19 protein-coding genes and 1 tRNA gene are annotated in these 20,792 nt (G+C 72.8%); 5 read left to right on the top strand and 15 right to left on the bottom strand.

Annotated elements, in window-relative coordinates; genetic code table 11:
- Window positions 1-64: 64 nt before the first annotated feature.
- The 4 genes from MTO99_RS08155 to MTO99_RS08170 are packed head-to-tail and all read right to left on the bottom strand — an operon-like array spanning window position 65 to window position 4,522.
- Complete coding sequence (locus MTO99_RS08155; protein ID WP_243558302.1) at window positions 65-1,408, bottom strand: D-arabinono-1,4-lactone oxidase; 1,344 nt, start codon at window positions 1,406-1,408, stop codon at window positions 65-67.
- The gene (locus MTO99_RS08160; RefSeq protein WP_243558303.1) at window positions 1,405-2,658 is read right to left on the bottom strand and encodes an alanine racemase; all 1,254 of its coding nucleotides are present in this window, start codon (window positions 2,656-2,658) and stop codon (window positions 1,405-1,407) included. The genes MTO99_RS08155 and MTO99_RS08160 overlap by 4 nt, the downstream gene beginning before the upstream one ends.
- Window positions 2,655-3,929: an MFS transporter gene (locus MTO99_RS08165; protein WP_243558304.1), complete on the bottom strand. Its 1,275-nt coding sequence runs from the start codon at window positions 3,927-3,929 to the stop codon at window positions 2,655-2,657. The genes MTO99_RS08160 and MTO99_RS08165 overlap by 4 nt, the downstream gene beginning before the upstream one ends.
- Window positions 3,926-4,522 carry a TetR/AcrR family transcriptional regulator gene (locus MTO99_RS08170; RefSeq protein ID WP_243558305.1) on the bottom strand — a complete coding sequence of 199 codons (597 nt, stop codon included), beginning with the start codon at window positions 4,520-4,522 and terminating at the stop codon, window positions 3,926-3,928. Before MTO99_RS08170 ends, MTO99_RS08165 begins: the two co-directional genes overlap by 4 nt.
- An 83-nt stretch (window positions 4,523-4,605) precedes the next feature.
- Between MTO99_RS08170 and MTO99_RS08175 the strand changes: the two genes are divergently transcribed.
- The gene (locus MTO99_RS08175) at window positions 4,606-5,532 is read left to right on the top strand and encodes a Ppx/GppA phosphatase family protein (protein WP_243558306.1); all 927 of its coding nucleotides are present in this window, start codon (window positions 4,606-4,608) and stop codon (window positions 5,530-5,532) included.
- Between the two features lie 45 nt (window positions 5,533-5,577).
- On the opposite strand, the gene MTO99_RS08180 is transcribed toward MTO99_RS08175, so the two are convergent.
- The 6 genes from MTO99_RS08180 to eno form a co-directional block, all read right to left on the bottom strand.
- A tRNA-Leu gene (locus MTO99_RS08180) sits at window positions 5,578-5,651 on the bottom strand.
- Between the two features lie 90 nt (window positions 5,652-5,741).
- Complete coding sequence (locus MTO99_RS08185) at window positions 5,742-7,145, bottom strand: NAD(P)/FAD-dependent oxidoreductase (protein ID WP_243558307.1); 1,404 nt, start codon at window positions 7,143-7,145, stop codon at window positions 5,742-5,744.
- A 35-nt stretch (window positions 7,146-7,180) separates the two neighbouring features.
- Entirely contained in the window at window positions 7,181-8,431 is a 1,251-nt protein-coding gene (locus MTO99_RS08190; RefSeq protein ID WP_243558308.1) for a S8 family serine peptidase, read from the bottom strand.
- Between the two features lie 11 nt (window positions 8,432-8,442).
- Window positions 8,443-8,964, bottom strand: coding sequence for a DUF501 domain-containing protein (locus MTO99_RS08195; RefSeq protein ID WP_243558309.1), 522 nt, complete (start codon window positions 8,962-8,964; stop codon window positions 8,443-8,445).
- Window positions 8,961-9,467 carry an FtsB family cell division protein gene (locus tag MTO99_RS08200; protein ID WP_243558310.1) on the bottom strand — a complete coding sequence of 169 codons (507 nt, stop codon included), beginning with the start codon at window positions 9,465-9,467 and terminating at the stop codon, window positions 8,961-8,963. The genes MTO99_RS08195 and MTO99_RS08200 overlap by 4 nt, the downstream gene beginning before the upstream one ends.
- Before the next feature lie 90 nt (window positions 9,468-9,557).
- Entirely contained in the window at window positions 9,558-10,838 is a 1,281-nt protein-coding gene (gene eno / locus MTO99_RS08205) for a phosphopyruvate hydratase (protein ID WP_243558311.1), read from the bottom strand.
- Between the two features lie 198 nt (window positions 10,839-11,036).
- On the opposite strand from eno, the gene MTO99_RS08210 reads away from it, so the two are divergent.
- Complete coding sequence (locus tag MTO99_RS08210; protein WP_243558312.1) at window positions 11,037-11,261, top strand: hypothetical protein; 225 nt, start codon at window positions 11,037-11,039, stop codon at window positions 11,259-11,261.
- A gap of 41 nt (window positions 11,262-11,302) precedes the next feature.
- On the opposite strand, the gene hisS is transcribed toward MTO99_RS08210, so the two are convergent.
- Window positions 11,303-12,562, bottom strand: coding sequence for a histidine--tRNA ligase (gene hisS, locus MTO99_RS08215; RefSeq protein WP_243558313.1), 1,260 nt, complete (start codon window positions 12,560-12,562; stop codon window positions 11,303-11,305).
- An 87-nt stretch (window positions 12,563-12,649) separates the two neighbouring features.
- Here hisS and MTO99_RS08220 point away from each other — a divergent pair, with 87 nt between their 5' ends.
- The gene (locus tag MTO99_RS08220; RefSeq protein ID WP_243558314.1) at window positions 12,650-13,489 is read left to right on the top strand and encodes an NAD-dependent epimerase/dehydratase family protein; all 840 of its coding nucleotides are present in this window, start codon (window positions 12,650-12,652) and stop codon (window positions 13,487-13,489) included.
- A gap of 42 nt (window positions 13,490-13,531) precedes the next feature.
- Here MTO99_RS08220 and MTO99_RS08225 read toward each other — a convergent pair whose 3' ends face one another.
- The 3 genes from MTO99_RS08225 to MTO99_RS08235 are packed head-to-tail and all read right to left on the bottom strand — an operon-like array spanning window position 13,532 to window position 15,330.
- The gene (locus tag MTO99_RS08225; protein WP_243558315.1) at window positions 13,532-14,188 is read right to left on the bottom strand and encodes a nucleoside triphosphate pyrophosphohydrolase; all 657 of its coding nucleotides are present in this window, start codon (window positions 14,186-14,188) and stop codon (window positions 13,532-13,534) included.
- Between the two features lie 9 nt (window positions 14,189-14,197).
- Complete coding sequence (locus tag MTO99_RS08230; protein WP_243558316.1) at window positions 14,198-14,692, bottom strand: OsmC family protein; 495 nt, start codon at window positions 14,690-14,692, stop codon at window positions 14,198-14,200.
- Entirely contained in the window at window positions 14,689-15,330 is a 642-nt protein-coding gene (locus tag MTO99_RS08235) for a GntR family transcriptional regulator (RefSeq protein WP_243558317.1), read from the bottom strand. Before MTO99_RS08235 ends, MTO99_RS08230 begins: the two co-directional genes overlap by 4 nt.
- 127 nt (window positions 15,331-15,457) lie before the next feature.
- Here MTO99_RS08235 and MTO99_RS08240 point away from each other — a divergent pair, with 127 nt between their 5' ends.
- Window positions 15,458-16,657, top strand: a complete 1,200-nt coding sequence (locus MTO99_RS08240) for a Na+/H+ antiporter NhaA (protein WP_243558318.1) — start codon at window positions 15,458-15,460, stop codon at window positions 16,655-16,657.
- 38 nt (window positions 16,658-16,695) lie between these two features.
- Window positions 16,696-16,992 carry a hypothetical protein gene (locus MTO99_RS08245; RefSeq protein ID WP_243558319.1) on the top strand — a complete coding sequence of 99 codons (297 nt, stop codon included), beginning with the start codon at window positions 16,696-16,698 and terminating at the stop codon, window positions 16,990-16,992.
- A 41-nt stretch (window positions 16,993-17,033) separates the two neighbouring features.
- Here the strand turns inward: MTO99_RS08245 and mfd are convergent, their stop codons facing one another.
- Window positions 17,034-20,717, bottom strand: coding sequence for a transcription-repair coupling factor (gene mfd / locus MTO99_RS08250; protein WP_243558321.1), 3,684 nt, complete (start codon window positions 20,715-20,717; stop codon window positions 17,034-17,036).
- Window positions 20,718-20,792: the final 75 nt, after the last annotated feature.

Genomic DNA, 20,792 nt, shown 5'->3' on the forward strand with positions numbered 1-20,792 from the left:
CCTACCGAGGTGCGCCGGGTGCCATCGTCATTCCCATCGGACTCGGAGGAAGGTCGCGTGCCGCTCAGCCGCCGTTCGTCCCGACGCGCACCCGCGGGCCGAGCACGCGCTCCAGATAGGGGTTCTCGAACACCCCCGTCGGGTCGAGTTCGTCGCGCACCGCGAGGAAGTCATCGAACCGCGGGTAGGCCGCGCGCAGATACTCGGCATCGCGGGTGTGCATCTTGCCCCAGTGCGGTCGGCCGCCGCGGGCGAGCATGATCTGCTCGACGGCGGCGAAGTACTCGGCCGGGTCCTCTCGGAAGAACCGGTGCACCGCGATGTAGCCGGTCTCGCGCGCGTACGCGGTCGACAGCCAGTTCTCATCGGATGCCGCGGCGCGCACCTCGACCGGGAAGCTGATGCGCCATCCGCGCCGCTCGATGAGCTGCCGCACCTCGCGGAGCGCGCCGGGCACCTCGGCGAGCGGGATCGCGTACTCCATCTCGCGGAACCGCACGGTGCGGTTCGTGACGAAGACGGCAGGCGACCAGTCGATGAACTCGCGGTTGCTGCTGAGCCGCTCGGCCTGCCGCGCGATGAGCGGTGCGACCTGCGGAATCGGCCGGGCGAGATTGCAGGCGACGCGGAACACGCCGTTGGCGACGAGCTCGTCGTCGATCCACCGCGACACCCGGCCGAGGGGCCGGCGTTCGGCATCGGCCGGGAGCCGGGTGTTCGTCTTCGTGAGCGCGGAGTCGGTGTGCGGGTGCCAGTAGAACTCGAAGTGGTCGGCGCCCTGCACCCGGTCCGCCCAGGCGTCGAGCACGTCTTCGAGCGGCTCGGGCCGCTCGACGGCGTGCAGCAGGTACTGCGGCACGAGTTGCAGCGTGACGTCGACGAGCACGCCGAGGGCGCCGAGCCCGAGCCGCACCGCGGGCAGCAGCTCAGGCCGCTCGTCGGGCGCGACCCGGATCAGCTCCCCCGCGCCGGTGACGAGTCGCGCACCGACGATCTGGGTCGCGAGTCCGCCGAACCCGAGGCCCGTGCCGTGCGTACCGGTCGAGGTCGCGCCGGCGATCGTCTGCCGGTCGATGTCGCCCATGTTCGCCAGCGCGAGCCCGTACGGCTCGAGCAGCTTCGGCAGGGCGTGCAGGCGGGTTCCGGCGCCGATCGTGAGCCGCCCCTCGGCGGCCTCGCGGTCGTCGACGACACCGGTGAGCGCGCCGAGGTCGAGCTGCACGTCGGGGGCGACCGCGATGCCCGTGAAGCTGTGGCCGGCGCCGACGGGCTTCACCCGGAGCCCGGCACGTGCGGCGGACTGCACCGCCCGCTGCACCGCGTCGGCCGTCGCCGGTCGCTCCACGCGAACGGGTCGCACCTGCTCGCTCCGCCCCCAGTTGCGCCACACGGCTCCGCTCGCGCTCACAGGAACGCCTTCCCCTCTCCCCGGTAGGTGGGGATCTCGTCGACCACGCGGTCGCCGTCCACGACCGCGAACGTGTTCAGGTGCTCGCTGAGCTCGCCCGACTTGGTGTGCCGCAACCAGACCCGGTCGCCGACCCGCAGGCGATGGATGCCGCGCCCCGAGAGCGGGGTCTGCACCTCGCCGGCCGCCTCGCGCGGCTGGTACTCGAGGTCCGGCGGCCACGCCACGAGCGGCAGCCGGTCGGGGGCGGGCGGGCCCGAGGCGATCCAGCCGCCGCCGAGCACGGTGCGATGCTCGGGGCTCGGGGCTCGCACCGCGTCCAGCGCGAAGGCGGCGGCGGGCGCGGGGGTGAAGTGCGCGTATCCGTCGAACAGGTGGCCGCCGAGGATGCCGCTGCCCGCACCGATCTCGGTGACCGACGGGTCGGCGCTGGTCGCCTCGAGCGAGCCGGTGCCGCCGCCGTTCACGAACTCGAGGTCCGCGTGCTCGCGGACGGCGGCGACCGCACGCGCTCGGCGGTCGACGAGTTCGGGCATCGAGCGCGACTGCATCCAGCGGTTCACGGCTCCTTCGACGGGCCGGCCCGCGGGCCGGTTCACCACGCCGGCGATCTGCGCCTCGTACGCCATCACGCCGACCACCCGGAACCCCGGGCGCGCGGCGACGTACGCGGCGAGCGCGCCCGCCTGCTCGGGTGCGTGCACCGGCGACCGCCGCACGCCCAAGTGACCGAGCACGGGCGCCTTCCACGAGGCATCCAGTTCGATGCAGACCCGGATCTGCTCGCGCTCGCCGGGCGCGACCACCGCGTCCACCAGGTCGAGCTGTTCGGGCGAGTCGACCATGATCGCGATCTTCGAGGCGAGCGCCGGGTCGGTCGCGAGCCGGCGGATCGCGCCGCGCTCGGCGGTCGGGTAGCCGACGACGACGTCGTCGACGGTGTCGGCGAGCCAGATCGCTTCGCTCAACGTGTAGGCGAGCACGCCACGGTAGCCGGGCAGCCGCAGCAGCGACTCGATGACCTCGCGTACCCGGATCGACTTCGACGCGACGCGGATCGGGGTGCCGTGCGCGCGGCGCACGAGGTCGGCGGCGTTGTGTCGGAGCGCAGCGAGGTTGAGCGCGCCGACGGGCGCGTCGAGGTGGCGGGTCGCCGCGGTCATCGCGCCCCAGTAGGCGGCGGGCCGGCTCCAGGGGGCGGATGCCGCGGGGCCCGGGGCATCCGACCGATGCAGGTCGAGCGCGCTCATCGCACCCCCCGCACCCGCGCGACCGCGACGGCTCCGCAGAGCGCGCACACCGCGGACAGCACGAAGACGAGGGTGAACGAGCCGGTCGCCACGACCGCGAGCGCGCCGATCAGGGGGCCGAGCGCCTGCGGCACCGCGGTGGCGATGTTCATGATGCCGAGGTCCTTGCCGCGCGCGGTCGCGTCGGGCAGCACCTGCGTGGCCAGCGCCTGGTCGACCGAGAGGAAGCAGCCGTACCCGAGGCCGAGGACGCCCGCCGCGACCATCGCCATGCCGAGGTCGGGCACGAACGCGAGCAGCAGCGCGGCGATCGCCTGCAGCACGGACGCGACGAGCACGAACACGCGCCGACGGCCGGTGCGGTCGCTCAGCTTGCCGAGCACGAGCGAGGCGATGATGACGAACACCATGTAGACGAGGGTGAGCACGATGAGATCGTCCTCGGCGTGCGCGTCGCCGAGTCCGAACATCAGGAAGTACAGCAGCAGGCTCGTCCCGAGCGCGTTGCCGACCGAGACGAGCACCCGGCTGAGCAGCGTCCACCCGAAATCGGGGTGCTCGCGCGGGCTGATCCACAGGCTCGCGATGACGCCGCGCGCGGTGACGCGGGCCCGTTCGCGGTCGACGAGCGCCCGGTCTGGTCGGGCGAGGAACGGCAGGGCGAGCACGACGAGCGCGACCGCGAGCACCGCGTACCCGGCCTGCTGCTGAGTCACGAGCATGGTGACGACCACGAGGCCGAGGATGATGCCCACCGCCTGCGGCGCCGACATCCACCCCGAGACGAATCCGCGCTGCGGCACCGGCACCTGGTCGGAGATGGTGGCGGTCAGGGCCGCGGTCATCATGCAGAACCCGATCGTGGCGGCCACCCAGCAGGCGCCGATCGCGACGATGTCCGCCTGGAAGCCGAGCGCGACGAGCGCGAGCGCGAACACCAGCGCGCCCGCGAGGATCCACGGGCGGCGGCGGCCGAACCGCGACGCGGTGCGGTCGCTCAGTGCGCCGGTGAGCGGGTAGGCGATGATCGTCGCGACCGCCGCGATGCCCGAGACCACGCCGAACGCGAGCACGCTGTCGGTCCAGTGCTCGGGGTGCAGCACCGCATCGATCTGCACCGGCAGCAGGAGCTGCACGGGCGCGAGCTGCGCCATCCAGATACCGAGCCAGGCGGTCGCGAAGGCGGCGATCCAGCCGGCCCGGATGCGCTGGGTGGGCTCGGCGAAGGCACCGGTCGCGGGGGCGGCGACGTCGGCGTCGACTTCGGTCATGCGGGGTCCGCCATTCTCGAGAGGGCGTCGGCGGCCGCGCGGGCGACGCGGCGGGCCGCGTCGTCGTCGCGATCGACGAGCCAGGTGGTGGTGATGCCGTCGGTGAACGCGACGAGGGTGCGGGCGATCTGCTCGACGGGCTCCCGCCAGCGGGTGCCGGTCATCGCCGCGGCGACGCCGAGCGCTTCGGCGGCGAGCTCGGCGTACCGCGCGTACTGCATCGCCGCGAGCGGGTGGCGATCGGGCGAGCGCAGGGCGTAGTGGGTGAGCTCGAGCATCGCGAGCTCGCGGTCGGGGTCGGCGCGCAGGTGGTCGAGATAGCGGAAGAGCCCGGCCTCCAGGAGGTCGCGGAGCGTGCCGCCCTCGATGCGGTCGGGCACGACGGCCTGCTGCTCGCGAGCGACCACGGTGCGGATCACCTCGTCGATGAGCTCGTCACGGGACTCGAACGCGTAGTGGAAGCTCGCGAGGCTCATGCCCGCTTCGGCGACGATCGCGCGGGTCGTGGCGTGGGCGATGCCGTCGCGGGCGACGACCCGGATGGCGGCTTCGACGAGCGCGGCACGACGCTCGGCGGCGGGGATACGCGCCATCCTGCCTCCGTACATCGTCGCCGCGGAAGTGGGACGATCGTCCCAGTCGCATCAGTATGCACGAATCCCGTTACGCTCGCATCATGCGGTTGGGTGTGCTCGACGTCGGTTCCAACACCGTCCACCTGCTCGTGGTCGACGCGCATCCCGGCGGGCAGCCCCTGCCGCAGACGTCCCACAAGTCGGTGCTGCGGCTCATGCGCTACCTGGAGCCCGACGGCGCGATCAGCGCCGAGGGCGTCGAGGCGATCGTCGGCTCGATCCGCGACGCGGTCGCCGCCGCACGCGCCGACGGCATCGAGGAACTCCTGCCCTTCGCGACCTCGGCGATCCGCGAGGCGCGCAACGGCGAGGAGGTGCTCGCGCGGGTCGAACGCGAGACCGGCGTCGAACTGCAGGTGCTGAGCGGTGCGGATGAATCGCGGCTGACGTTCCTCGCGGTGCGACGCTGGTTCGGCTGGTCGGCGGGCCGCATCCTGCTCTTCGACATCGGCGGCGGGTCGCTCGAGCTCGCGCTCGGCAGCGACGAGGACCCCGATGTCGCGCTCTCGGTGCCGCTCGGCGCCGGGCGGTCGACCGTCGAGTTCCTGCGCCACGACCCGCCCACCCCCGACGAGCTCGACCGGCTGCGCGCGCACGCGCGAAGCGTGCTGACCGACGTCGTGGGCGGGTTCCCGCTCGAGAGCCGGCCCGACCACGTCGTCGGCTCGTCGAAGACGATCCGCTCGCTCGCGCGGCTCGCCGGTTCGACCGAGGACGGGCCCGGGGCATCCGACCGCTCGGTGCTGCGCCTGAAGGGCCTCGACGACTGGACCCCCCGCCTGGCCCGCATCCCCGCCGACGCCCGGCCCGCCCTGCCCGGCATCACCGAGGACCGCACGTTCCAGATCGTGGCCGGCGCCGTCGTGCTGAGTGAAGCGATGCGCGCGTTCGGCGTGAAGTCGCTCGACGTGTCGCCGTGGGCGCTGCGCGAGGGCGTCATCCTGCGTCGGCTCGACCGGATGCCCTGACCGGACGCGGGCCGCGCACGATGCCCGCACCGGTCGGCGCCCGCGTGCCCCCGGTGGGATTCGAACCCACACTGCGGCGAGTTTAAGTCGCCTGCCTCTGCCGATTGGGCTACGGGGGCCCGCGTCAACGGTAGCGGCATCGGATGCGTCGCCGAACGCCGAAGGGGCCGCACCGGCGAACCGGATGCGACCCCTTCGGACCGTGCGGGCTACTTCGCCGCGACGGGCTCCTTCTCGGCCTTCTCGGCCTTGGCAGCCTTCGCAGGCGCGGGTGCCGGCGCCGCCTCGACCGGCGGCTTCGGCCGCGCGGCGAACGCCTCGAACGACGCCCGCGGCGTCTGCACGGCGGCGAGCTCGACGATGTCGCGCCCGAGCCAGAAGTTGTTCCACCAACCGGTGAAGACGCGGAACTTGCGCTCCCAGCTCGGCATCGCGAGACCGTGGTAGCCGCGGTGCGCGAACCACGCGAACAGCCCCTTGATCGCGATCTTGCCCGACTGGAACACACCCTGGCCGACGCCGAGACCGGCGACCGCGCCGAGGTTCTTGTGGACGTACTGCTTCGGCTCCTCGCCGCGCAGCACCGCCACGATGTTCTTCGCGAGCAGCTTGCCCTGACGCACCGCGTGCTGGGCGTTCGGCACGCAGTAGCCGCCGACGCCGCCGCCCGAGAGGTCGGGCACCGCCGAGATGTCGCCGGCCGCCCAGGCGTCGGCCACGATCTCGTCGTCGTCGCCCACGCGCAGGTCGGCGCGCGTCTTGATGCGGCCGCGCTCCTCGACGGGCAGGTCGCTCGTGCGCACGATCGCCGGGTTCGCCATGACGCCCGCGGTCCACACGATGAGGTCGGACTCGAAGGTCTCGCCCGTCGACAGTTCGACGACGCCGTCGACGGCGCTCTTCAGCTGCGTGTCGAGGTGCACCTCGGCACCGCGCTGGGCGAGGTGCTTGATGACCCAATGGCTGGTGGGCAGCGAGACCTCGGGCATGATGCGGCCCATCGCCTCGATGAGGTGGAAGTGCGTCTCTTCGAACGTGAGCTGCGGGTAGTACTCCAGCAGCGCGCTCGCGAACGAGCGGAGCTCGGCGAACACCTCGATGCCCGCGAACCCGCCGCCGACGACGGTGAACGTGAGCAGCCGCTCGCGCTCGGGGCCGGCGGGCAGCGCCGCGGCCTTGTCGAAGTTGTGGAGCACGCGGTCGCGGATCGCGACGGCCTCCTCGATCGACTTCAGGCCGATCGCGTTCTCGGCGATGCCGGGGATCGGGAAGGTGCGCGAGACGGCACCGCCCGTGACGACGACCACGTCGTACTCGAACTCCCAGGGCTCGCCGATCTCGGGCGTGATCGTGGCGGTCTTCGACGCGTGGTCGATGCGGGTGACCTTCGCGGTGACGACGTTGGTCTTCTTCAGGTGCCGCCGCTGGGCGACCACCGCGTGCCGCGGCTCGATCGACCCGGCCGCGACCTCGGGGAGGAACGGCTGGTAGGTCATGTACGGCAGCGGGTCGACGACCGTCACCTCGGCCTCGCCCGGGCGAAGCCACTTCTCGAGCTTCCACGCGGTGTAGAAGCCCGCGTAACCGCCACCGACGATCAGGATCTTGGGCACGGTGAAATTGACTCCTCGTTCTCAGGGGGTGGCGCTCACTGCTCGCGGACGCGAGTGGAACGCCGGAAATGCCGAGTGGCGCCGATGCCCAACAGCGCTGCAAGCGTACCAAATCCGGCTGTGAGTGAGAGCGGCACGGTGATGTACGCCAGCGTCCACGGTGTGGGCAGCAGGGTCTGGGCGCTGTCGGCCCGCGGCAGCGGCGGATCGGCGATCGGCACGATCGGCGTCACGGTCGCCGGCGTCTCGGGCGTCTCCGCGTCCGCACGGCGGTGCAGGCGGATCCACTCCTCGAGTTCGGCGAGCGGGCTCGACTCGACCAGCGGCACGTCGGCGGTCAGCGCCGCGACCGGGTCGATGAGCCCGTAGCCGTACAGCGGGCTCGGCACCTCGTGCCCGTCGGGGTTCGCGGTCTTGATGATCCGATTGATGACGTTGCCGGCGTCGAGCTCGGGATACTCCGCCCGCACCATCGCGACCAGACCCGAGACGAGCGGCGCGGCACCGCTCGTGCCGTCCCAGGTGACGTAGCTGCCGTCGGGCATCACGCCGACCAGGTCCTCGCTGGGGGCGGCGACCGAGATCGTGATGCCCTGCGAGCTCGCATCGAACGACGCGGTGCCGTCGCGGTCGACGCCTGCGACGGTCAGCACGCCCGGGATCGTCGCGGGCGCCCCCACCTCGGCCGTGCCGCTGCCCCGGTTGCCGGCCGCGGCGACGACGACCACGTCGTGCGAGAACGCGTAGCGGAACGCCTCGTCCCAGCTCTCGGGCCAGTCGCGCGTGTTGCGGGTGAGCGACATGTTGATCACCTTCGCTCCGCTGTTCACCGCCCACTTCACGGCCTGCGCGATCTGATCGTCGTTCGACAGGGCGGAGCCCGTCTCGTCGCCGAACGCGACCGACGCCGACAGCAGCAGCGCGTCGGGAGCGACGCCGATCACCCCGCTGCCGGGGGCGGTGCCGCGACCGGCGAGCAGCGAGGCGACGAGGGTGCCGTGGTGCGAGTCGGCGCCGACCGGGGTCTGCCCGTCGGGCGTCCCGATGCCCGAGACATCCGTGCCGCCCACGACGACGCCGCGCAACTCGGCCACCGAGCCGACCACGCCGGTGTCGATGATCGCGACCTTCACGCCTTCGCCGCGCGAGGTGTTCCACGCCGTCGTGAAGCCGTACTCGGTGAGCCAGTACTGGAGGTCGCGAACCGTGTCCGCGCGGGCCGGCGAGACCGCGACCCCGATGAGGGCCGCGGCGACGAGGGCCGCCGCACCGGCGCGCGCGATCACGCTACGCCGCCTCATGCCGCGTCCACGCCGTAGTCGGGGCATCGGCAGACGTCGGGCGACCAGCTCGACGCGGCGAGCGCGAGGTCGCCGATCGGGTTCGCGCCGGGGCCGGCGGCGAGCGCATGCGCGACGAGCGCGTGCAGGCACTTCACCCGGGTCGGCATGCCGCCGGCCGACACCCCGGCGATCTCGGCGACGTCGCCGTATCGGCCGCGGTCGGCGAGGTAGTCGTCGTGCGCCCGGGCGTACGCCGCCGCGACCTGCGGGTCGTCGGCGAGGAGCGCCGTGTACTCGACCATGATCTGCCCGGCCTCGAGGAAGCTCATCGACGCGGTCGCGACGGGGTGGGTCAGGTAGTAGAAGGTGGGGAACGGCGTGCCGTCGGACAGGCGCGGCTTCGTCGACACGACGGTCGGCGCGCCGCACACGCACCGCGCGGCGATGCCGACCACGTCGCGGGCGGGCCGCCCGAGCTGGGCCGACACGATGCGGAGGTCGCGCTCGGAGACCTCGTCGAACGGCGGGCGCGTCATCCGGCACCTCCGGACGCCCCGTCGGGCACGCTCGCGTCGGGCGCCAGCCCGACGGTCATGACGGATCCGAGCAGCGTGCGCATCCAGTCGCCTTTCGCCTCGGTGAGCTTCGACGACACCGCGGGGTCGTCGCGCAGCTTCGCCGCCTCGGTGCGGTCGTCGATGACGAGGTAGCTCACCTCGCCGGGCATCACGTAGTAGAGCCGCTCACGGGCCTGCGTGATGATGAACGTCTGGTCGTTCCAGCGCTCGCGCTCGGCGCGCAGCCGCTGCACCTCGGCCTGCTGCCCCGACACCTCGGCGCGGAGCTCGGCGATCTCGCGCCGCTGATCGGCCAGGGCGGCGATGGTGGGCGCGAGCACCACCACGCCGAGCACGAGGATGCCCATCATGATGACGGCGAAGCCCGAGAACCGGAACCCGCTCAACCATCCGGCGCGCGTCGCATCGGTCGCGCGCGACGTGCCGGGTCGCTTGCGAGGCGCAGGCTGTCTGGTCGCCATCACGCCTCCTGTCCATCCCGGTCGCACCTCATGTCGAGCCCGGGGACGACGGTGGCGGGACGGCCGCGCCGCCCCGCCACCGTCGACGCGTCACGCCGTGAAGCGAGGGAACGCGGAGCGGCCCGCGTACACCGCGGCCTCACCGAGCTCCTCTTCGATCCTCAGGAGCTGATTGTACTTGGCCACTCGCTCGCTGCGGGCGGGCGCGCCCGTCTTGATCTGGCCTGCGTCCGTCGCGACCGCGAGGTCGGCGATGGTCGTGTCCTCGGTCTCGCCCGAGCGGTGCGACAGCACGGCCGTGTAGCCGGCGCGCTGCGCCAGCTTCACCGCGTCGAGCGTCTCGGTGAGCGTGCCGATCTGGTTCACCTTCACCAGGATCGAGTTGCCGGCGTGCTTGCCGATGCCGTCGGCGAGGCGCTTCGGGTTGGTCACGAACAGGTCGTCGCCGACGAGCTGCACCTTCTCGCCCACCGCGGCGGTGAGGTCGGTCCACGCCGCCCAGTCGTCCTCCGCGAGGGGGTCCTCGATGGAGACCAGCGGGTAGGCGGCGAGCAGTTCCTCGTAGTACGCGATCATGTCGGCCGAGGTGCGCGCCTTGCCCTCGAACGTGTAGACGCCGTCGGCGAAGAACTCAGTGGACGCGACATCCAGGCCGAGGGCGATGTCGGTGCCGAGCGTGAAGCCGGCCTTGCCGATCGCCTCGGAGATGAAGTCGAGCGCCGCACGGTTGTGCGCGAAGTCGGGCGCGAACCCGCCCTCGTCGCCGAGGCCGGTCGAGAGGCCGTTCTTCTTCAGGAGGCTCTTCAGCGCGTGGTAGGTCTCGACGCCCCAGCGCAGGCCCTCGCTGTAGGTCGGCGCGCCGATCGGCAGGATCATGAACTCCTGGATGTCGACGCCGGTGTCGGCGTGCGCGCCGCCGTTGATGATGTTCATCATCGGCACGGGCAGCACGTGGGCGTTCGGCCCGCCGAGGTAGCGGAACAGCGGCAGGTCGGCCGAGTCGGCGGCGGCCTTGGCGACCGCGAGGCTCACGCCGAGGATGGCGTTCGCGCCGAGGCGGCTCTTGTTCTCGGTGCCGTCGGCCTCGATGAGGGCGGCGTCGACGAGGCGCTGGTCGCTCGCGTCGAGGTCCTCGATGGCGGGGCCGAGCGCGTCGAGCACGGCGTCGACGGCCTTCTGCACGCCCTTGCCGAGGTAGCGGTCGTCGTCTCCGTCGCGCAGCTCGTACGCCTCGAAGGCGCCGGTCGAGGCGCCCGAGGGCACCGCGGCGCGGGCGAGCGACCCGTCGTCGAGGAGCACCTCCACCTCGACGGTGGGGTTGCCGCGAGAATCCAGGATCTCGCGGGCGCCGACTGCTTCGATGAATGCCACAGTGAACTCCTCTGTGCTGGGATGTGATTCGGATGACTCCGTCGTGATCCGCGGGACAGTCTAGTGAGATGCCGGTGCCGCCGCCGTGCTCGAGACGCTGCGTCAACCCCTGGCCGCTTCGCTCGGGTCGGCCTAGCCTGGGACACGCCCGGCGATCCTGCATTCGGCGAACCGTCGAGCCGAACGTGAGGAGGAGCGATGACCGATCCGCTGCACCGCGAAGGCGAGTACACCGAGTCCGAGATCCCCGGCGAGCCCGTGCCGACCACGCCCGTCGTCGACGGCGAGTACACCGATTCCGAGCTGCCGGTCGATGCGGTCGTGCCGAAGGACGCCGTGCCGAAGGACGCCGACGAGGTCGAGGTCGACGAGGTGGAGATCGACGTGATCGAGGTGGATGCCACGGACGACGACCTGCGCTGACGAGGCTGTGCGCTGACGAGGCCGCGCGCCGCGCGACCCGGCTACCCGTCGAGTTCGCGGAACGCGAGCTGCGAGGCATCCGCCGTGGCCGCGTTCACGGTCGCGAACGCGTCGAAGCCGTCGGCCGCGACGCGGTCGAGCAGGCCCTTCAGGTTCTTCACGCGCCGCTCGAGGCGGACGCGCGCACCGGATGCCACGAGCTCGCCCTTGATCGCGAGCAGGCGTTCGGCGGGGACGTCGGCGTCGTGCACGAGCACGACCGCGCGCGGACGCGCCTCGTCGGCGGTCTCGAGCAGGTCGACGATGCGCTCGAAGCCGATCGAGAACCCGCACGCCGGCACCTGCTGGCCGAGGAACCGCCCGATCATGCCGTCGTACCGGCCGCCGCCGCCGAGCGAGTAGCCGTACGCGGGGTGCGCGATCTCGAAGATCGTGCCCGTGTAGTAGCCCATGCCGCGCACCAGCGTCGGGTCGAACTCGATCGCCGCGTCGGGCAGCGCGGCGCGCAGCGCGAGCAGGTCGCCGTAGGCGTCGCGGTCGAGCCAGGCGGGCGGCTCGCCGTCGTCGAGCAGGTGCCAGTGCGCCGTTTCGAGTTGGCGCAGTTCGCGGGCGACGTCGTCTTTCTCGACGCCGAGTTCGCGCAGCTCGGCCGCCACGCCGTCGGGCCCGATCTTGTCGAGCTTGTCGATCGTGATGAGGGCGCGCTCGCGCAGTTCCTCGGGCACGCCCCAGGAGGCGAGGATGCCGGCGAGGATGCGGCGGTCGTTGATGCGGATGGTGCATCCGGTGAGTCCGAGCGCGTCGAGCGCGGCGAGGGTCGCGGTGAGCAGTTCGAGTTCGGCGAGCGCACTCGCCTCGCCGATGATGTCGATGTCGCACTGCACGAACTGGCGGAATCGGCCCTTCTGCGGACGTTCGGCCCGCCAGACCGGCGCGATCTGGATCGACCGGAACACCGGCGGCAGCGCGGCCCGGTGGGTCGCGTAGAAGCGGGCGAGCGGCACGGTGAGGTCGTAGCGCAGGCCGAGATCGGCCAGCGACAGGGCATCGCCGGATGCCGCGGCCGCCGCCAGGTCGTCGCCGGTGAGGCCGCGGCGCATCACGGCGAACGCGAGCTTCTCGTTGTCACCGCCGAGCCCGGCGTGCAGCCGCTGCGAGTCCTCCATCACGGGCGTCTCGATCTCGTCGAAGCCGTGCGCCGCGTACACGCCGCGGATGACGCCCAAGGCGTGCTCGCGGCGGGCCTTCTCGGCGGGGAGGAAATCGCGCATGCCGCGCGGAGGGGTGACGGGTGCGGCCATGCGCTCCATTCTTCCAGGCCCTGCAAGGATGCCTCGACGCGACGTCGCGCGGGTGCGGCCGAGGGCGCCGCCCTAGGCTCGAGTGCCATGCGCATCCTCGTGGCCGGTGCGACCGGCGTCCTCGGTTCCCGGGTCCTCCCCCGGCTCGTCGCCGACGGTCACGACGTCTTCGGCACGACGCGCAGCCGCGCCCGCTTCCCGATCGTCGCGGCGACGGGCGCGCGGCCGATCGCGATGGATGCGTTCGAGGCCGACTCCGTCGCCGCCGCGATCGGCGTCGCGCGGCCCGACGCGATCGTGCACCTGCTCACCGATCTCGCCGCTCGCGACTTCGCGAACAGCGCCCGGCTCCGCGTCGAGGGCACGGCGAACCTCGTCGACGCGGCCCTCGCCGCGGGCGTGGAGCGCATGGTCGCCGAGAGCATCTCGTGGGTCGGCGAGCCGGGCGATGAGCCGGCCGCCGAGGATGTGCCGTTCGCGGTCGACCGGGCGAGCGGCGCGCCCGCGTACGCGGCCGTCGAGTCGCTCGAGCGGGAGATCGCGCGGATGCCTCGCGGCACCGTGCTGCGGTACGGCCTGCTCTACGGTGCGGGCACCTGGTACGCGGCCGACGGCCCGTCGACCCGCGACGCGGGTCGGGGCGCCGTCCGCGCGACGACCGACCGCACGAGCTGGGTGCACGCCGACGATGCCGCGGCGGCGACGGTGCTCGCGCTCGGCTGGGAGGCCGCGGTCGTCCACGTCGCCGACGACGAGCCGACGCGGCTGGCCGAGTGGGGCCCGGTGCTCGCCCGGCGCGCGGGCTTCGCGGGCGACCCCGAGCTCGGCGCCGCAGCCCCGGGTCGCGCCGTCGACAACGCGCTCGCACGATCACTCGGCTGGACCCCGGCGCACCCGGACTGGCGCGACGGGCTCGGGCTCGGCTGAGTCCCCGTCGGCGAGCTCGGCGCGCTCCGCTCGGCTCGCGGCTCACCCCGCGCGCCGCGCCTCCTCGGCGCGCACCTGCGCCTGGAAGTCGCGGATCGCCCCGCGCAGCGCCCGCTCGGCGTCGAGGCCGCGGGCCCGGGCGGATGCCACGAGCGCGAGCAGTTCGGCGCCGAGCTCTGCCTCGGTCTCGGGGACGGCCCAGCCCGAGGCATCCGCCTCTTGCTCGGGCGCGACGCCCGCCTGCTCGGCCTTGCCGATCACCTTGTCGGCGAGCGCGAGCGCGGGCATGCCCTGGGGCACCCCGTCGAGCACGCTCGTGCGGTGCGGTTTCTCGTCGCGCTTCAGGTCGTCCCAGAAGGCGACCACGTCGGCAGCGGTCTCGGCGCGCCGGTCGCCGAAGACGTGCGGATGCCGCGACACCATCTTGGCCGTCATGTGCCGCGCCACGTCCTGGATGTCGAACTCCTCCCCGGCCGTGTGCGCGGCGAGGTCGGCGTGGAACAGCACCTGGTAGAGCACGTCGCCGAGCTCCTCGATCAGCTCGGCGCGGTCGCCGGCCTCGATGGCCTCGACGAGCTCCCAGCACTCCTCGACGAGGTAGCGCACGAGCGATTCGTGCGTCTGCTCGGCGTCCCACGGGCAGCCGCCGGGTGCGCGGAGCAGGGCGACGGTGGCGATCAGCTCATCGAGGTCGGACATGCCCCAAGCCTAGGAGCGCGGTGTCGCTGCGGCATCGGCGACCACGATCGTCGGCTCGTGCCGCACCTGGAACGCGACCGAACGCGCGATGAAGCAGAACTCGCCGACCTGCGCGTGCAGCCGCTGCGCGACCCCCGGGTCGCTGCCCGGCGCGACCGTCACGCGCGGACGCAGGGTGACGGAGGCGAACCGGCCGCTGCCGTCGGTCTCCTCCACCATGACGCCGGTCGGGGCATCCTGGTAGCCGACGACCACCACCCCCGCCCGGGACGCGAGGTGCAGGTACCAGAGCAGGTGGCACTGGGCGAGCGAGGCGACGAGCAGCTGCTCGGGATTCCAGCGCGTCGGGTCGCCGCGGAACGACGGGTCGGATGACCCGGGCAGCTGCGGCAGGCCGGGCGCGGTGATGACGTGGTCGCGCGAGTAGGCGCGGTAGTCGGCGGTGCCGCGGCCGAGGTCGCCGACCCAGTCGAGGCCGAGTTCGTAGTGGTGTTCGCGGGTCATCGGCTGGTCCTCTCGTCGGTGGCCGCGATCGCGGCGGCGGTGGTCATGGCGTGCTCGCGCGCGGCGGTTGCGGCCGCCCGGGGGTCGCCCGCCGCGATCGCGGCGAGCAGGTCGCGGTGCGCGTCGTCGACGGTGGCGGCCCGGTCGCCGGCCGCCAGGTAGGCCCGCGTGGAGACCGTGATGCGGTCCCAGTACGCGCGCAGGGTGTCGACGATCACGCGGTTGCCCGCGAGTTCGGCCACCCGCAGGTGGAAGGCGCGGTTGCCCTCCGCTGCGGCGGCGAGGTCGCCGGATCTGGTCGTCGCGTCGGTCGCGTCGGCGAGCCGGTCGAGTTCGGCGAGCCGCGCGGGTGCGAGCTCGCCGGCGGCGACGAGTTCGGCCAGGCGCGCCGCCGCGTGCGCCTCGAGCGCGGCGCGGGCCTCGAACAGGTCGGCCAGGTCGCGCCCGACGGTGAGACGCACCCGGATGCCCCGCCCCGCCGCGTGCACGAGGCCCTCGGCGTCGAGGCGTTGCAGGGCCTCGCGCACGGGGGTGCGACTCACCTCGAGCCGCTGGGCGAGCGCGGTCTCGCTGATGCGGTCGGCCGGGTCGAGCCCGCCTGACACGACGAGGTCGCGGAGGTCGTCGTACACGGTCATAGCCGTCACTATTGCATACATTCCAACTCGTTGCATCCAATAATCCCCTGGCTAGACTGTGCGGCAGGTGAGCTGGGAAGTCTGGTCAGCACCGCTTCGACGACCCCGACCGAGACTGCGAGGGCCCATGCACCTGCTCCGCTCCGAACGAGCCGCCGCCATGTTCCTGCTCGCCGCGGCCGCACTCGGCCTCGCCCTCGCGAACTCCCCCGTCGGCCCCGCCCTCCTCGCGGCGAAGTCCGCGCACCTCGACGTGCCGTGGCTCGGGCTCGACCTCTCGGCCGGGCACTGGATCAGCGACGGCCTGCTCGCGATCTTCTTCTTCATCGTCGCCGTCGAGCTCAAGCGCGAGCTCGTTATCGGCGAGCTGAACTCGCTCGACAAGGCCCTGCTGCCCGCGATCGCCGCCGCCGGCGGCGTCGCCGTGCCGGCGCTCGTCTTCGTCGCGTTCACGGCGGGGACGCCGACGGCGAACGGATGGCCCATCCCGACCGCGACCGACATCGCCTTCGCCCTCGGCGTGCTCGCGGTGTTCGGCACCTTCATCCCCACGCGGGTGCGCATCTTCCTGCTCGCGCTCGCGGTGCTCGACGACCTCGTCGCGATCCTGATCATCGCGTTCTTCTTCACGACCGACGTCGACTTCGCGATGGTCGGGTTCGCCGCGATCGCCGTCACCGCGTTCGCCGCCGTGACGCGGGTGCTGAAGCCGCGCTCACCCTACGTGCTCGCGCGCCGCCCGCAGTGGCCGATCGCGGTCGTGCTGTGCGGGCTCGCCGTGCTCGCCTGGTACTTCACGTACCGTTCGGGCGTGCACGCGACGATCGCGGGCGTCGCGCTCGGACTCGTCGCGTCGCGCCGGCCCGGCGGGCGTGCCGCGCACACGCTCGAGCCCTGGTCCAACGGTGTGGTGCTGCCGCTGTTCGCGCTGTCGGCGGCGATGGTCGCGGTGCCGCAGGTGCGGCCGGCCGAGCTGGACCCGGCGTTCTGGGGCATCCTCGTGGGGCTGCCGGTCGGCAAGCTGATCGGCATCACGGCCGCCGGCTGGCTGGGCGGCCTGGTCGCCGCACGCCGCACCGGCCACCGGCTCGCCCTCGGCGACCTCGCGACGATCGGCACCCTCGGCGGCATCGGGTTCACCGTGTCGCTGCTCATGAACGAGCTCGCGTTCGCCGCCCACCGCGATGTCGCAGCCGAAGGGACCCTCGCCGTGCTGCTCGGCTCGGGCATCGCGATCGTGGCATCCGGGTTCGTCGTCAGCGCCCGCTCGCGCTGGTACCGACGGCACGGCGGCCGCGCCGGTCAGGGCGGCGCGCTCTCGCGCTGAGCGCGGCCGTCGGCGAACCCCCGTGGGAGGATCGACACGTGCCGACGAACGAACCCGCGAGCCGACATCTCACCGCCGAACTGCGCCCCGTGCGGCACCGAGGGCTCCGCAAGGCACTGCACCTCACGGTGCTGACGCTCGGCGAGGCGACCGGGCTCGGCGGTCCGTCGATCGCCGACCTCGTCGTGCTCCGACGGGACACGGGCCTGCCCGTCATCCGCACCAAGGCGGGCGCCCTCGACGAGGCCGACGCACTGCTGCGGGCCATCCAGGCCGATCTCGACCGTCTCTCGGTCGAGGAGTTCCTCACCGAGTGGGGCCACCTGGGCGACTGAGCCGACGGCGCCCCGCCGCGCTCACCGCGAGCGCGCGGCCGTCAGCTCGCAGCCGCGGCCGCGCCGGCCTCCTCCGTCGCCGGCTCGGGCGCCGGGAAGATCACCTCGATGAGCCTCGACACCCACGCGATCAGGTCGCCGTCGCCGGGTGCCTCGCCGCCGGGCGTCGGGAACGGCACCAGGATCACGTCGTTCTGCGCGAACACCTTCGCGCCCGGGTACATCCGCTCGAGGCGCACCCGACGCGAATCGGGCAGCTTCGCCGGCGCGAGCCGCAGCTTGGTGCCGGTCGCGATGACGTCGCTGAGGCCCGCGAGCTGCGCCTGCCGGCGCAGGCGCGACACCGCGACGAGGTGCTGCACCGCCTCGGGCGGCTCGCCGTACCGGTCGACGATCTCCTCGAGCACCTGGTCGATCTGGCCGTCCTTCGCCGCCGGCCCGGACGCCGCCGACAGCTTCTGGTACGCCTCGAGCCGCAGCCGCTCGCTGTCGACGTAGTCGTCGGGGATGTGCGCGTCGACCGGCAGCTCGAGCCGCAGCTCGGTCTGCCCCTCGGCCACGTCGCCGCGGAACGCCGATACCGCCTCGCCGATCATGCGCAGGTAGAGGTCGAAGCCGACGCCCGCGATATGCCCCGCCTGCTCGGCGCCGAGCAGGTTGCCCGCGCCGCGGATCTCGAGGTCTTTCAGGGCGATCTGCATGCCGCCGCCGAGCTCGTTGTTCGCCGCGATCGTCGAGAGCCGGTCGTGCGCGGTCTCGCTGAGCGGCTTGTTCGGGTCGTACAGGAAGTACGCGTACGCGCGCTCGCGCCCGCGCCCCACGCGCCCGCGCAACTGGTGCAGCTGCGAGAGACCGTACTTGTCGGCGCGGTCGATGATGATCGTGTTCGCGTTCGAAATGTCGAGCCCCGTCTCGATGATCGTCGTCGAGACGAGCACGTCGAACTTGCGCTCCCAGAAGTCGTTCACGATCTGGTCCAGCACGTGCTCGTTGAGCTGGCCGTGCGCGACCGCGATGCGCGCCTCGGGCACGAGCTCGGCGAGCTGGGCGGCGACCCGGTTGATCGACGACACCCGGTTGTGCACGAAGAACACCTGGCCCTCGCGCAGCATCTCGCGGCGGATCGCGGCGGCCACCTGCTGGTCGGTGTACGGCCCGACGTAGGTGAGGATCGGGTGCCGATCCTCGGGCGGGGTGGCGAGCGTCGACATCTCGCGGATGCCGGTGACCGCCATCTCGAGCGTGCGCGGGATGGGGGTGGCGCTCATCGCGAGGATGTCGACGTTGGTCTTCAGCTTCTTCAGCTGGTCTTTGTGCTCGACGCCGAACCGCTGCTCCTCGTCGATGATGAGCAGCCCCAGGTCTTTGAACCGCAGCTTCTCGGTGAGGATGCGGTGGGTGCCGATGACCAGGTCGACGGTGCCGTCGGCCAGGCCCGCGATCGTCTCGCGCGCCTCCTTGTCGGTCTGGAAGCGGCTGAGCGCCCGCACGTGCACGGGGAACCCGGCGAACCGCTCGCTGAACGTCTCGAAGTGCTGCTTCACGAGCAGGGTCGTCGGCACGAGCATCGCGACCTGTTTGCCGTCTTGGATCGCCTTGAACGCCGCGCGCACCGCGACCTCGGTCTTGCCGAAGCCGACGTCGCCGGCCAGCAGCCGGTCCATCGGGATGGGCCGCTCCATGTCGGCCTTCACCTCGTCGATGGTCTGCAGCTGGTCGAGCGTCTCGACGTAGGGGAACGCCTCTTCGAGCTCGTGCTGCCAGGGGGTGTCGGGCCCGAACGCGTGCCCCTTCGACGCCATCCGCGCCGAGTACAGCTTCACGAGCTCGACCGCGATGTCGCGCACCGCCTTGCGCGCCCGGCTCTTGGCCTGCGACCAGTCGCTGCCGCCCATCTTCGACAGGCTGGGCGACTCGCCGCCGACGTACCGCGACAGCAGGTCGAGCTGGTCCATCGGCACGTAGAGCCGGTCGCCGGCCTGGCCGCGCTTGGACGGCGCGTACTCGAGCACGAGGTACTCGCGCACCGCCTTCGGCTGCTGCTTGATGCCGGTGCGCGTCGGCCCGGTCGGCCGGGCACCGGTCGCGACCTCGCGCTGCACGAGCTCGACGAACCGGCCGATGCCGTGGGTCGAGTGCACGACGTAGTCGCCGGGCTTCAGCTGCAGCGGGTCGACGACGTTGCGGCGTCGGGTCGCGAGCTTCTTGCCCTGGCGCGCGTCGTAGCCCGCGGCGCGACCGTAGAACTCGGCCTCGGCGACGAGCCCGATCTTCGCCTCGGGCACCTCGAACCCGCGTGCGGCGTCGGCCTGCACGAGGTAGGCGACGCCCGCCTCCAGGTCGCCCGGCACCTCGTCGACGATGCGCGCGGCGAGCCCCGAATCGGCGAGCACGTCGCGGGCGCGCTCGACCAGGCCGTGCCCGGCGGCGGCGACGACGAGGCTCCACCCGTCGCGCAGCCGGCCGCCGACGTGCTCGACCGCACCCTCGACGTTGCCCTGGAAGCTCGGCATCGCATTCGCCGCGACGCGCACGTACGAGGCATCCGGCCCGGCCGCGTCCTCGGCGGCCTCGCCCGCGTCGAAGCTCGAGAGCGTCCACCACGCGCGCTGCGGATCGGGCTCGCCCGGGGCGCTGAACAGCGCCGCCTCGCGCAGGTCGGCGACCGAGAGGAAGTCGCCCGCGGCGAGATCGATCGGCGCGCCGGCGCCCATGGTCGCCGCGCTCCAGGCGGCGGCGAGGAACTCGCGGTTCGTCTCGCCGAGGCTGATCGCGCGCCCCTCGACGCGTTCGGGCGCGAGCACCGCGACCGCGGCGCCCTCGGGGAGGTACTGCGTGACCGGCACCAGCCGGTCGATGAGGGCGGGCGCGAGCGACTCCATGCCCTCGACCGGGATGCCCTCGGCGAGCTTCTCGAGCATGCCCGACAGCGTCGGGAACTCGTGCACCATCTCGCGCGCCCGCTGGCGCACCGCGGGGGTGAGCAGCAGCTCGCGGCTCGGGGCGAGCCGGACGCGTTCGATGGGCTCGGGCAGCGACCGCTGGTCGGCGACCGAGAACGCCCGCAGCTCTTCGACCTCGTCGCCGAAGAATTCGACGCGCACCGGGTGGTCGGCCGTCGGCGGGAAGACGTCGAGGATGCCGCCGCGCACCGCGAACTCGCCGCGCCGCGACACCAGGTCGACGCGCGCGTACGCGAGGTCGACGAGCCGGGCCGAGATGGCGGCCAAGTCGTGCCCGCGTGCGCCGGCGACCAGCTCGATCGGCTCGAGCGACGCGAGGTTCTCGGCGATGGGCTGCAGCGCAGCGCGCACGGAGGCGACCACCACGAGCGGATGCCGCGATGCGGCGTCGCCCGCGGCGACCTGCTCGGCGCGCTCGTGCAGACGGCGCAGCGCGTGCAGGCGCCGGCCGACGGTCTCAGCCGAGGGGCTGAGTCGCTCGTGCGGCAGCGTCTCCCAGGCGGGGAACTCGAGCAGTTCGGCGTCGTCGGGCAGGTAGGGCGCGAGCGACGCGCGCAGCGCCTCGCCCTCGCGGCTGGTCGCGGTGATGGCGAAGAGCACCGGCGGAAGCCCCGCGTCGGCGCGACGGCCGAGGAGCCCCGCGAGCAGCGGCGCATCGAGCCCCGAGGGGGCCGAGAAGTCGGCGTTGCGCTGGGCCTGGTCGAGGGCCGCGTCGATCGTGGAGGCGCGCGAAAGCGCCGTGTTCAGGCCCTGCAGATTCACCCGGGAAGTCTACGCGCGCCCACTGACAGCGGGCCCCGCGCCGGTAGCATGGGCGCGCGCATCCCGTCCGTCGAG

The organism is Agromyces larvae (assembly GCF_022811705.1).
GTDB classification, from domain to species: Bacteria; Actinomycetota; Actinomycetes; order Actinomycetales; family Microbacteriaceae; genus Agromyces; species Agromyces larvae.